Genomic DNA, 12,673 nt, shown 5'->3' with positions numbered 1-12,673 from the left:
CTCTATTTTTTACTTCACATTTCTGAATTTAATGGAAGGCTGCCATGTTCAAAACGCTTCGGCTCCGTCTTCTCACGATCAGCCGCCCCATCACCCTGACTCTGGCAGGAGCGCTGCTATCTCTTAATGTGGCGGCCATTCTTTATGGTGTTTTCGCCCGCTATGTTGCCGGTGGTGCCCCTATCTGGACCGATGAGCTATCGCGCTTCTTGATTATCGCCACCGTGATGCTCGCGGCAGGCGCCGTCTGGTCGGAAGGCGGACATATGCGCGTCGGGCTACTGGAGAAGCTGCTGCCAGCTCCCTTCGCTCGCCTGCTCAATGTGTACCAGTGGCTACTTACCCTGTTGATTGCAGCGGGCGGCGCATGGGTTAGCTATCGCTATGCATTGTCGGTCAGCATGTTTACCACGTCCGGGCTCGGTATTAGCCGCACGGTTCCCCTTCTCTCGGTACCACTTGGCTTCCTGCTACTGGCTTGGCATGTGCTTCTCTATGGTCCGGCGCCCCTCAAGACCGTCGAGGACTCTCTATGAAAACCGCTGAGGGCTGCCCGTTGAGGACTCCCTATGAAAACCGTTGAGGACTCCCTATGACGTTGACCATGCTGGTCGTTTTCCTTGGCCACGTATTACTTGGGTTGCCACTGTTTATTGCGTTGTTGACCACCGCGTTTGTGGGTTTTTTATTCGTCGACTTCTCGATGATTCCACGCATGATGCCCCAGCAATTCTTCGGTGGTATCAATGTTTTCTCACTGATGGCCATTCCGTTATTTATCCTTGCTGGCAACCTGATGAACGTCAGTGGTTTGACCGAGCGTCTGATGGGGTTCGCCCGCCTGATAGTTGGGCACTTGCGGGGAGGTATGGGTCACGTCAACGTGGTTTCAAGCGTTTTTTTCGCGGGTGTCAACGGCTCTGCCGTGGCCGATACCTCGGCGCTTGGGTCGTTGCTGGTACCTGCCATGGAGAAAGAGGGCTACTCAAGGGCATTTGCCGCCGGGTTGACCGCGGGTAGTTCACTGATTGGCCCGATTATTCCGCCCAGTATCTTCATGATTCTTTACGCCTCACTGACGAATACGTCAGTCGGTGATCTATTTCTGGCGGGCGTCGTGCCAGGGCTGTTGCTGGGTATTGCCTTTATGGCCATGAACGCCTGGTATGCCTGGCGCCACCGATTACCCAAAAGCACTCAATTTCCCTCATTGGGTCAGCTAGGCTTGGCGTTCATCGCGGCTCTGCCTGCGCTAATTGCTCCCTTCATTATCGTTGCCGGTATCGTGCTGGGCTTTGTCACGCCCACAGAATCGGGCGCGTTGACAGCGCTGTATGTCGCCTTATGTGGCGTCGTGCTGGGAGGGTTACGGCTCAAGGAATGCTGGAAAGCCATCTTGGATACGGCGCGCCTGACCTCTGCCATCTTCCTGATCATGGCCGCCTCAGCCACGATTAGCTGGCTGCTGTCCTATGCCCAGGTGCCGGAACAGTTTGTGTCACTGCTATCACCCTATGTGGATAATAGTGTCGTTATTTTATTACTGCTCAGCGCCATCACCTTTGTCACCGGCATGTTCATGGAGGAGGTATCGGCGTTGATGCTACTGACGCCCATCTTCGCGCCGGTCGCCATGATGGCGGGTATCGACCCTATCCATCTGGGTATCATCATCACGCTGAACATCACCATTGCGCTGATTACGCCACCGCTAGGCGCATGCGTATTCGTGGCGGCGGCGGTCAGTCGTCTTGAAATTGTGTCGCTATTCAGAACCATTTGGCCCTTTGTACTGACGGCGATTGCCGTCCTTATTTTATTGATTCTCTTCCCACCGCTGACGCTGTGGCTACCTACTCAGTTTTGATAACCCGCTTGGATAAGACGATGCCTTTGAACACACTCTTGAAGGCCTTGCCGCCTGTACCCAGTTACCCAGCACCGTGCTGGGAACAGCTGCGCCGCGTCCCGATTGACGATAACAGTGAACGTTTAATGCCGATGAGCCTTGCGCCCGCACCGATCAGCGTTTTTCCCGCCTATGCTCGGCTTGGCATCCCAGGCGCGGTACCGGAGTGTTTCGTTCGAGAGGGGGTTTATCGGGCACTACTCGCTGCAGCACGCAGCTTGCCCGACGGCATCGGTTTAATCGTACTGGATGGATGGCGTCCATGGCGGGTGCAGCAGTATCTGTTTGATACCCTGCACGAAGCCATCCACCACCACCAACCCGACCTCAGTGAAGCCGAGTTGCTGGAACGTACCAGGGAGTTTGTCTCGGTACCCAGCCGTGACCCGCTCGCCCCCAGCCCACACCTGACGGGCGGAGCTGTCGACGTCACGCTGTGCGATGCCGATGGCTTGCCGCTGGATATGGGCACCCTGTTTGACGAGGCATTACCGGCCTCTCATAGCGACTATTTCGAGCATCTGGAATCGCTGACCCCTCAGCAACATAAGGCGCGGGATCACCGCCGTCTGCTATATCACATCATGAGCGAGCATGGCTTCACCAACCTGCCCAGCGAGTGGTGGCACTTCGATTATGGCGATCAATTATGGGCCTACTATGGGCAACATGATAATGCGCTTTACGGGGCTGCCGAGTTGGATACCATCGAGAACCGCTGGCGCAGACAGCTAGGGTAACTGTCTAACCTCGCCACTAGCGACTCGTTTTTCCAAGCCTCAACCCCTCATCGAGAACACATTGATATCCGCTAATAGATACCCGCCTGGCGATACGTTCCCGCTATTCTATAGCGTTTGAGATAGCATGCGCGCAGGACAGCCAATGTCACAGACGACCAAATGAACTGGCTCTAAGCGCGTCGCTTCGAGCATTATAGGATGACGTCAATTTTGATTTGATTCGAAGGAGAAGCATCATGCCAAGCGTATTGATTACCGGGGCAACCTCAGGGTTTGGTAAAGCCGCCGCACGGCGATTTGCCAAGGCAGGTTGGTCGCTGATTCTGACGGGGCGCCGTGAGGAGCGACTGGCTGAACTGGAAAGTGAACTGGCACCTCACGTCACCGTACTGACGATCCCTCTGGACGTGCGCGATAGTGACGCGGTTTCACAAGCGCTAAGCCAACTCCCCGATACGCTGCTGCCACTCACTTGCCTGATTAATAATGCCGGGTTGGCACTTGCGCCCGAACCCGCACAAAAAGTGGCGCTGGAAGACTGGCACACCATGATCGACACCAACATCACGGGACTGGTCAACGTGACGCACGCCGCCATGCCTCACCTGTTAGCTACCGGCAAGGGTGCCAGCATCCTCAACCTGGGATCGGTGGCGGGACAGTGGCCATATCCAGGCGGACATGTCTACGGGGCCTCGAAAGCCTTTGTTCAACAGTTCAGTTACAACCTGCGCTGCGACCTGCAGGGTACTGGGGTCCGCGTGACCGATCTGGCTCCCGGCATGGCCGAAACCGAGTTCACGCTGGTTCGCACCAAAGGCAATCAGGCGGCTTCCGATGCGCTTTATAAAGGCACCACGCCCCTGCAGGCCGAAGACATTGCCGAACAGCTTTATTACCTGGCCACTCTACCGCCACACATCAATATCAATCGGCTTGAAATCATGCCGGTGCGCCAGGCATGGGCGCCGTTTGCGATTGATCGCGATCCTGCTTAGGCAAACCTCGTCGATGTCACTAACTCGATAGGTGAGACTTGATCACGCCCTTTCTCTTTAGCGACATAAAGGGCGTCATCCACTCGCTTCATGATACTTTTGACCGCTTCTTGAGGCTGTGCCTCAACCACACCAAAGCTGGCGGTGATGGGGCCTGATGTGGGTAAACTCGCAGTGTTAATCACGCACCGTATCTTATCGGCGAGAAGCACCGCGTGTTCCAGGGGTGTTTCGGGTGCCAGAAGCATGAACTCCTCGCCACCCCACCTTGCGCAGTAGTCTACTTGACGTAAATTGCCTTTCAGCAAATTGGCTATTTCGACCAATACCTGATCGCCTACATCGTGGCCGTAGCGATCATTGATATCTTTAAAGTAATCGATATCCAGCATGATCAAAGAGAGGGGGCGTGCGTAGCGATCCTGACGGCTGAGTTCGCTTTTCAACATCGTATCGAATTGCGATCTGTTAACAAGCCCTGTCAGCATATCGGTGGTGGCAAGCCGCTTCAGTTGAGCCTCATTTTCCACCTGATCGGTCACATCACGCTGTGTAAGCACCAGCGTGATGGCATCGTGCTGATGGGCTCCCATTGCCGTGATGCGCCACTCGATGTGTCGGCACGACCCATCATGCCGGCGTGAGACCTCACGCCCACCGATACCCTCGAAGGCGTGCTCGACACTGGTGTTCAGCACATCGTGCAGTTGGGCAAGAATTTGCTGATTGGCCGCTTCTTGCTCAACCACGTTGGGGGTGGCGCCCACCCACTCCTCCCGGGCCCCACCCCATAAGCGCTGATAGTCGGTATTGATGTCCATGACTTGGGCACTGCGCGAGTCCCTGGTCATGTTGAAGATAGCCACCGCATGGCCAGTCGCCTCACCACCCTCTTCAGGTCCTGGTCGCGCATAGTGCTGATACATACTATTTACTCATCCTTGAGCTTGTATTGCTCAACATGCGTAGCGGCACTGACCCACGTTGAAAGGTTCACTCGGTGTGGCCTCCGTGCTATTGAAAACAGTGGAGACATTAAAATCACTTTATTTACACTGACGATATAATCATTTACCAGCTGTTAACATAACCTGGGTTATCCAGCGCCAAATGCAGAGATATATTGCGCTAATTTTTGGATAGCCCTATAAAAAATTTACAAAGCACTTACTCAGCGTAGGAGAAATCGGTTAATTCTGCCTGCTTTGCGCCAGCGCATTTCTCAACGTGCCCACTAAAATAATGACCGTTTATTAACCATTCGGGCTCACCCCTCCCGAAACGCCTCGATCACCCGTTCGGCCAACACCTCGCTGGCGTCACCACTGCCTGGGCGCTTCACAAGTGACACTTGATAATCACCAAGTGGGGGCAACGATTCGTTGTGGAGGCGCTTGAGCGGCGGGCGGATCAAGCTTTTAGGGAAAGCCGTCACGGCTAAATCGGCCAGCATGGCGGCTTTCTGACCAGCACAGAGGTCTTCAGGCGTTATAAGCTCGACAAGAGAAATATCGTGTACAGTAAACCCAGCATCAAAAAGAGCGTCGAACCTTGATAGGTTCGAAGCTCTTGGTAAGACCCGCTAGCAACTTTTGAAATTTTGCTTTTAAACGCCTACCGGCCCACCATCGCGCTTTTGAATCACCACGGTTGATGCCCGAGGGCGTACCTGGCCGCTGGCGGCAACGGTGGCATCTTGGGTCAACGCGCTACCATCGGCCGGCCAGTTACCGGGATGCTGAATATTGATGAACAGCGCGGTTTTATCCGGCGTCGCAAAAATACCAGTGACTTCGCAGCCATTCGGCCCCACCGCAAAGCGCTTGAGCTGTTGCTGGTTGCTGTTGTTGATCACCGGTCCGGTACCCTGAATATCATCCAGCCCATTGGGAACCACGGCAAGCAACTGATCGTTGGTGTACTCGGTTACCCCCTCATAACCGTTATCAGTCTGAATCCAAAGAATGCCCTGCCCGTCGTCGCGCTCGTCGAACCAGAGCCCATCGGGACTGGCGAACTGGTTCATTTCGGTCAAGCCCGAATGGTTATCTGTATCGTCAGCGGCGGCGCCAAATACAAACACTTCCCAGGTAAAGGCGTTGGGCAAGCGGCTTTCACGCCAGCGAATAATATGCCCCGCTTCATTATTGGCACGAGGATTGGCGGCATTGGTGGGCGCTAAGTCATAACCAACGCCTACCTGTTCCAAGCGCTCACCGCTGTTGGTATAGGTTGGCTGTGTATCTTCAGCGATGCGCTGTGAGTTATTGGTCAGGGTGAGATACACCTCGCCCGAGGCGGGATCAACAGACGCCCACTCAGGGCGATCCATTGGCGTGGCGCCCAATAAATCCGCTGCATCGCAGGTATTGATGATGATACCTGCCGCATCGTCGTCGGCTAGACCAAGCGCCGCTGCCAGCGTTCGGCCGTCCTGTGTTTGCGCATCAGGTGTCAGCGGCAGCCACTCACCACTGCCGTCGGCGTGAAAGCGGGCCACGTAGAGAGTGCCGTTATCCAAATATTTATGACCGATGGCGAGGCGGTCATACGCTTCGCCGGGGCGGTTGGCATCGGCGGGATCCCAGGCGGCATCGGAGACGTACTTGTATACGTACTCGTTACGGGCATCATGGCCGGAGTAATAGACCACTGGCTGACCGGCTTCCAGCTTGCCCAACCAGCACCCTTCATGGCGGAAACGCCCAAGTGCCGTGCGCTTGATCGCGAGGGCATCGCTGTAGGGGTCGACTTCCACCTGATAACCGAACGTGCGTGCTTCATTGCGGTAATCATCTTCAGCATTTTCGCCGCGCGGCGTAATATCGAAGCGAGCGAACTCGTCGTCCTGCTCAGAGACATCACCTGCTGAGGTATCCCAGCCATAGCGGCTCTTATCGGTGGGAATACCAATCCGCGCATCGTCCTGGAAGCGCTCGCCGCGGTTCACAAAGATATCGGGCCAGTTCTCTTCGCAGGCAATATAGGTGCCCCAGGGCGTTACGCCGTTACCGCAGTTATTGTTCGTGCCGCGTGTTTGCATGCCTGTCGGTGAGAACTGCGTCTTGACATAGTCACTGCCCGCCACTGGACCAGCCAAATCCATCACCGTTGCGCTCGTCAAACGGCGGTTATAGCGCGACCCCGGCACATGTGCCCAGTGGCCGTTGGCATCTTTTTCAATCTCAACCATGGTGACGCCATGAGCATTGATTTCAGTGCGCGACTCATCCGCAGGCCGTTGCCCCTCATCCGCATTGGTGGGTCCGCCTTGAGGCGCCCATAGCGCTGCCTGGTCGATATATTCGTTGTTGAGTGCCAGCACAAAACGACGCGAAGCATTGTTGGCATCCAGGGCAAAACCGGCCATACCATCGTGATGCATTCCCACACTAGAGGCTTGGCGCTCGGCAGTCATCGGCTGGTCGGGCTGCCAGCTGTCGCCAGCACTTAACGGCGTCCCCCAGGGCACTAAGACTTGGGCCACGTAACCTTCCGGCACCACCACGGCATCGGTCAGCGACCCATGAACCGCCTCAAATGCCAGCGTCAGGGGCTTTTTTTGCGCGCCGTTTGAGGCAAGCGCTTGAGCAGTACCGCCAAAGCTAAGCATCGAGGCAGCCGCCATGCTCAAACCACCGCGCATTACATCGCGACGGGATACGTGGCGTGCCAATACTTCGGCAAAAGGTTGGTTGCCACTGTGGTTAAACAGACGATGATCTTCGATCTCTTTACTCATTCTGGTCTCCCCCCTGATCGTTTTTAAACCAACGATTGAACGTTAGGAGACACTAGAGAAGCTGAATGACAAGACGATGACGGCGTGGCTGCATTTATATGAAAGTTGCTGGAGTGGCAAAGCAGTGACATAAGTCCATACTTATTTAACAATCAGCACGATGACTTTATTGAAGCGTGCCTACCGGGAGCAAGAATGAGATTGATCCGCCTCATGTGGATCGTGCTGGCAGGGTTGAGTTTTAGTATCGGTGTCCTCGGCATTTTTCTGCCCCTGCTGCCTACCACCGTCTTTATGCTAATGGCGGTTTACTGCGCCTCCAAAGGCTCACCGCGCTTTGAGGCCTGGATCCGCTCTCGCCACTATGTCGGACCGCTGCTGGTAACCTGGGAGCAGGAGCGGGCCATCTCAAGGCGGGGTAAATTGGCGGCCGTTAGCACGATCGCGTTGAGCGCGCTGATTACCGGCTGGTCACTCGGCCCCGGTTGGAGTCGCTGGGGGGTAATAGCGCTACTGGCGCTGATTGCCCTTTGGCTGGCTACCCGACCAGAGCCTTCTTCCTCACCTTAAAACCGCCTAAATTACCACCTTATGGGTCGACACCACCTGGCGCAGCCCCATGAACGAGCGGATCTGGCGGTTACTGCTGTACAAATAAAGTACAGTCTTTAGTCTTGGCATATCGGATATTCACACATGAGGATACGCCATGCCTTCTACCCTTCCCGCTCACGTCACCCTTGAAGACCTTGCGCAATGGCCTACACCGCTGCCCGATGTAGAAGTTCACGGACTTGATATGGGCTGGTATATCGTTCGCTTGCATCGGGACAACGCTGTCAGTTTGCTCACCGATGAGAATGGCGAAACGCAACGTTTTACCGGCACGCAATGGATTGGCCGTGCCTTGGCGCCGCTGGGTTTCACCCACGGCACGCTGACCTGGGCCGACGCCGCCGATGAAATGATCGGCACCGATGTACCCCCTGTGTCTGCTCAGCAGCGCATGGCCCATGGTGTTCGCGTAGCTTTTAACCAGACCTGTCTATAAAATTGATAGAGCGCCATCAAGAGCTTTCAAGTAGCTGTGTTGACGATCAATTTGCCTAAGGATGGACGCTATGCGCGATGATGAAAAATATACCAATACCGAAGAGCAGTTGCTTTATCTTCAAAAAAGCCTGGATGAAGAAGATAGCACCGCTCTGGAAGCGCTATTTGCCGAGCTGGACATCCTGGCCATTGCGCGCACCCTTGAATCTTTTCCCGCTAAAACCCGCGATCGGCTTTGGGAGTACATCCCTGGCGAACTCATCGGCGAGGTATTGGCAGAAGTCGATGAAGACATCCGTGCTGACTATATCGAAGATTTATCGGCAAGCGATGTTGAGCAGATCGTCAAGGGCCTGGATGCCCAGGAAGTGGCTGAAGTACTGGACGTTGCTGACGAAGCCATCAAGACCAGCGTTTATGCCAGCCTGGACCAGGAAATTCGCGCCCAGGTCGAAAACCTGCATGCCTATGAAGATGATGTGGTGGGGCGATACATGGACCCCGAGACGGTCAATGTAAAGCAGGGTGTCTCGTTAGAAGCCGTGCAACGCTATATACGCATCCACCAGCTGCTCGACGATGAATCCCAGCAGATCATGATCACGGATAAAGATAAGCGATTGCTCGGCACACTGACGCTGATTGATTTGATCAAACAACCACAAAGTGCCGTGGTTGATGATTATATGGATGATTTTTTTACCCTGAATGATCAAATGAAAGTCAGTGATGCAGCGGCGTTATTGCGCTCCAAAGAGCTGCCCTTTGTGCCCGTGTGCGATAGCGATGGATTGCTGGTTGGGCAGTTGAACTCCGCCGATGTATTAGAAATCACCCAAGATGACGCTGATATGACCCTGAAGCACATGTCAGGCGTCAGTGACGAAGAAGAAGTATTCACCCCCATCATGCGCAGTGCTAAAAGCCGCGGCATTTGGCTGGGTATTAACCTGTTGACCGCTTTTTTAGCCGCTTTTGTGATCGGTCAGTTCGAAGCAGTGCTCGATCAAATCGTGGCATTAGCCATCCTGATGCCTGTCGTTGCCAGCATGGGCGGCATTGCCGGTAGCCAAACCCTGACGGTCGTGATCCGCGGCCTCGCGTTGGGCCAACTTGCCGGTAACAACAAACAGTGGCTGTATAACAAGGAACTCTGGGTAGGCATGAGCAACGGTCTGGTGTGGGCCCTCGTCGTCGGGTTCATTTCCTATCTGTGGTTCAGTGACTTACTGATCACGCTGGTCATCACCCTGGCCATTTTTATCAACATGAGCCTCGCCAACTTGTCAGGCGTGCTGATTCCGCTAGTGTTGAAAAGGCTGCAGATTGATCCAGCGCTGTCCGGCGCAGTCATTTTAACCACCGTCACCGATGTGGTTGGCTTTCTATCCTTTCTGGGGCTGGCGACGCTGATTATTCTGTGACGCCCTTCTTCAAGGCAGGCGCCGGGGCCTTCTAAAAGCATCCCCAGCGCTTGGTTTACTTGGTGTCTTAGAACGGCTATAACCTCACCCACCGCCCTATCTGATCTGACCTTTCGATGGCATCGATCAGTCGATTGACCCGGGCCGCTTCGCGAAAATCAGGATAGAGAGGGCGGTGGTTGATGATGCCTTCGACAAGATCCCTAACCTCGATAATTTTCTGATCGTTATAGCCCAAGCCATGGCCGGGGGCAGGGCTAAATGAAGCATAATCAGGGTGCTCAGGGCCAGCGAACAAGGTGGTAAAGCCACGTCTCCCTGGGGCATCGCCGTGGCGGTAAAGCTGCAGTTCGCTCATGCGCTCCTGGTCAAACACGATAGCGCCTTTTGTGCCAGTAAGGGTGTAGGCCAGCCCCATTTTGCGCCCAGCGGCTACCCGAGAAGTTTCAATATTACCCATTAACCCCTGGTCAAAGCTCAGCATGGCCTGGGCCTGGTCGTCGTTTTCCACTGCCGCCATGCCGCTGCCGTCGACCTTGGGCCGCGATGCGATAACAATCTGTAGCTGACCGCATACCTCTGTAATACGCTGCCCGGTCAAGAACTCGGCCATATTGAGAATATGCGACCCTACATCGCCTAACGCACCGGCACCCGCTGTTGCCCGCTGTGTATGCCAATCGTGGGGCTTTTGCGGGTCGAGCAGGTAATCCTCGTTGTGCCGTCCACGAAAGTGGATCAACTAACCAATCTCACCGCTAGCGACAATTTGTCGGGCCAACTGGGTGGCTGAATTGCGAATATAGTTAAAGCCTACCAGGGTTTTAACACCCGCCTTTTCAGCCGCAACGACCATCTCGTCGGCGTCTGCCGTGCTCAGCGCCAGCGGTTTTTCGGCGTAAACATGCTTGCCCGCGGCAATGGCGGCCAGGGCCATCTCTTTATGCAGAAAGTTGGGTGCGCAGATATCCACCACGTCCACGTCACTGTCTGCCACCAGGGCACACCAATCATCGGTGGCGCGGGTAAAGCCCCAGGCACGCGCCCGGCTCTCCGCGGTGGCAAGGTTAACGTCCGCCAGCAGTTCGCAAACGGGCTTGGCGGGCAGATCAAAAACGCTGGACGCTGAATTAAAGGCGACGGCGTGGGCTTTACCCATAAAACCGGTGCCGATCAGGCCAATCTTGAGGGTTTTCATTGTGATTATCCCTGTTTTAAAACAATAACGCCGGGCTGGGCCCGGCGTTGAATAGTGTCGTGCCCAGTAGACTGTTTACATGGTCGGCATGGTGAAGTGGTTGGTCTCTTCACGAATGCCGCTGGGCCAGCGTTGGGTGATAGTTTTCATGCGTGTGTAGAAACGCACACCGTCTGGGCCATGCATATGCAGCGGGCCGAACAGCGAGCGCTTCCAACCGCCGAAGCTGTGGAACGCCATGGGCACCGGAATCGGCACGTTAACGCCAACCATGCCGACCTGGATCTGCTCGCAGTACTGACGCGCCGCATCGCCATCCCGGGTAAAGATCGCCGTACCGTTGCCGTACTCGTGAGCATTGACCATGCTGACGGCTTCGTCGAAGCTTTCCACTCGAGCAATCGCCAGCACTGGGCCGAAGATTTCTTCAGAGTGAATGCGCATGTCTGGCGTCACATGATCAAATAGTGTTCCACCCATAAAATAGCCATCGCCCGCCCCCTCTATCGTTGTCTGGCGGCCATCCACCACTAGCTCGGCGCCTTCATCCACGCCGGTTTGAATGTAGCCCGCCACTTTATCGCGATGTTCGCGGGTGATGAGCGGGCCCATATCGTTATCCGGGCCATCGACCAGACCAGGCCCAACCGTCAATTTCTCCAGTTCAGCTACCAGCTTTTCGCGCAGGCGTTTGGCGGTTTCTTCACCCACGGGCACCGCGACGGAAATTGCCATGCAGCGCTCGCCCGCCGAGCCATAGGCGGCGCCCATTAGCGCCCCCACGGCTTGGTCAATATCCGCATCGGGCATGATCACCATATGGTTTTTGGCCCCGCCGAGAGCCTGGACGCGCTTACCATGGGCGGAAGCAGTGGCGTAGATGTACTCGGCGATGGGCGTGGAGCCGACAAAGCTTACCGCCTGGACTCGCTCATCGGTGAGCAGTACATCCACGGCTTCTTTATCGCCGTTGACGACGTTGAAGACGCCATCTGGCAGACCCGCCTCTTTAAGCAGTTCAGCCAGGCGCAACGGCGTGGAGGGATCTTTTTCCGAAGGCTTCATTACAAAGGTGTTGCCACAGGCCAGGGCGATGGGAAACATCCACATGGGCACCATGGCAGGGAAGTTGAACGGCGAGATACCCGCACAGACGCCCAGCGGTTGCATCATCGAGTAGCTATCCACCCCGCTACCCACGTTCATGGAGTGCTCGCCCTTCTGCAGGTGGGGAATGCCGCAGGCAAATTCGACCACTTCCAGGCCGCGGGTGACTTCGCCTTTAGCGTCAGAAAACACCTTGCCGTGTTCGCTGGATATCAGCCGCGCCAGCTCATCGGTGTGCTCCTCGACCAGCGCTTTAAACTTAAACAGGATGCGCGAGCGCTTCAGCGGCGAGGTTTTTGACCAAGCGACAAAGGCCTCATCGGCAATGCGCACTGCTTCGCGGGTTTCATCGGCGGTAGCTAGTGCTACCTGAGCGCTCTGCTGACCGGTGGCCGGGTTATAAACCGGCGAAGTGCGCTGGCTCTGACCGGCAGAGAGCTGACCATTGAGATAGTGGGATAGCGTCTTCATACAAGCTCCTGATTTAAAGGCATCTCTG

General features: G+C 55.5%; 13 protein-coding genes. 7 read left to right on the top strand and 6 right to left on the bottom strand.

The window, feature by feature from the left end:
* Nucleotides 1-44: 44 nt before the first annotated feature.
* From QC816_RS08665 to QC816_RS08650, 4 genes are all read left to right on the top strand, one after another.
* Nucleotides 45-536 (top strand): TRAP transporter small permease, encoded by a 492-nt coding sequence (locus QC816_RS08665; RefSeq protein WP_085919700.1) that lies wholly within the window; start codon nucleotides 45-47, stop codon nucleotides 534-536.
* 56 nt (nucleotides 537-592) lie between these two features.
* Nucleotides 593-1,867 carry a TRAP transporter large permease gene (locus QC816_RS08660; protein ID WP_309781619.1) on the top strand — a complete coding sequence of 425 codons (1,275 nt, stop codon included), beginning with the start codon at nucleotides 593-595 and terminating at the stop codon, nucleotides 1,865-1,867.
* Nucleotides 1,868-1,887: 20 nt separating this feature from the next.
* A complete protein-coding gene (locus tag QC816_RS08655) occupies nucleotides 1,888-2,649 on the top strand; it encodes a M15 family metallopeptidase (protein ID WP_175474672.1) in 762 nt (253 codons plus the stop codon).
* A 239-nt stretch (nucleotides 2,650-2,888) separates the two neighbouring features.
* On the top strand, nucleotides 2,889-3,650 hold the full coding sequence (locus QC816_RS08650) for an SDR family NAD(P)-dependent oxidoreductase (protein ID WP_268901703.1): 762 nt from the start codon (nucleotides 2,889-2,891) through the stop codon (nucleotides 3,648-3,650).
* On the opposite strand, the gene QC816_RS08645 is transcribed toward QC816_RS08650, so the two are convergent.
* From QC816_RS08645 to QC816_RS08635, 3 genes are all read right to left on the bottom strand, one after another.
* Entirely contained in the window at nucleotides 3,647-4,576 is a 930-nt protein-coding gene (locus tag QC816_RS08645; RefSeq protein WP_309781618.1) for a GGDEF domain-containing protein, read from the bottom strand. The two genes, QC816_RS08650 and QC816_RS08645, sit on opposite strands and share 4 nt — an antisense overlap.
* A gap of 341 nt (nucleotides 4,577-4,917) precedes the next feature.
* A complete protein-coding gene (locus QC816_RS08640; RefSeq protein WP_233337288.1) occupies nucleotides 4,918-5,103 on the bottom strand; it encodes a hypothetical protein in 186 nt (61 codons plus the stop codon).
* A 153-nt stretch (nucleotides 5,104-5,256) separates the two neighbouring features.
* Nucleotides 5,257-7,392 carry a PhoX family protein gene (locus tag QC816_RS08635; RefSeq protein ID WP_309781617.1) on the bottom strand — a complete coding sequence of 712 codons (2,136 nt, stop codon included), beginning with the start codon at nucleotides 7,390-7,392 and terminating at the stop codon, nucleotides 5,257-5,259.
* Between the two features lie 195 nt (nucleotides 7,393-7,587).
* Here QC816_RS08635 and QC816_RS08630 point away from each other — a divergent pair, with 195 nt between their 5' ends.
* The 3 genes from QC816_RS08630 to mgtE all read left to right on the top strand — a co-directional run bounded on the left by QC816_RS08630 (nucleotide 7,588) and on the right by mgtE (nucleotide 9,869).
* Entirely contained in the window at nucleotides 7,588-7,962 is a 375-nt protein-coding gene (locus tag QC816_RS08630) for a YbaN family protein (RefSeq protein WP_233337289.1), read from the top strand.
* A gap of 139 nt (nucleotides 7,963-8,101) precedes the next feature.
* Entirely contained in the window at nucleotides 8,102-8,443 is a 342-nt protein-coding gene (locus tag QC816_RS08625) for a DUF6482 family protein (RefSeq protein WP_309781616.1), read from the top strand.
* A gap of 70 nt (nucleotides 8,444-8,513) precedes the next feature.
* The gene (gene mgtE, locus QC816_RS08620) at nucleotides 8,514-9,869 is read left to right on the top strand and encodes a magnesium transporter (protein ID WP_085919694.1); all 1,356 of its coding nucleotides are present in this window, start codon (nucleotides 8,514-8,516) and stop codon (nucleotides 9,867-9,869) included.
* Nucleotides 9,870-9,945: 76 nt separating this feature from the next.
* Here the strand turns inward: mgtE and QC816_RS08615 are convergent, their stop codons facing one another.
* The 3 genes from QC816_RS08615 to QC816_RS08605 all read right to left on the bottom strand — a co-directional run bounded on the left by QC816_RS08615 (nucleotide 9,946) and on the right by QC816_RS08605 (nucleotide 12,645).
* Complete coding sequence (locus tag QC816_RS08615; protein WP_309781615.1) at nucleotides 9,946-10,611, bottom strand: Gfo/Idh/MocA family protein; 666 nt, start codon at nucleotides 10,609-10,611, stop codon at nucleotides 9,946-9,948.
* Nucleotides 10,612-11,067 (bottom strand): Gfo/Idh/MocA family protein, encoded by a 456-nt coding sequence (locus tag QC816_RS08610; protein WP_309781614.1) that lies wholly within the window; start codon nucleotides 11,065-11,067, stop codon nucleotides 10,612-10,614.
* Nucleotides 11,068-11,142: 75 nt separating this feature from the next.
* Nucleotides 11,143-12,645: a CoA-acylating methylmalonate-semialdehyde dehydrogenase gene (locus QC816_RS08605; protein WP_309781613.1), complete on the bottom strand. Its 1,503-nt coding sequence runs from the start codon at nucleotides 12,643-12,645 to the stop codon at nucleotides 11,143-11,145.
* Between the last annotated feature and the right edge of the window lie 28 nt (nucleotides 12,646-12,673).

The organism is Vreelandella janggokensis (genome assembly GCF_031451615.1).
GTDB classification, from domain to species: domain Bacteria; phylum Pseudomonadota; class Gammaproteobacteria; order Pseudomonadales; family Halomonadaceae; genus Vreelandella; species Vreelandella janggokensis.
This window is presented reverse-complemented; position numbering and strand designations above follow the sequence as displayed.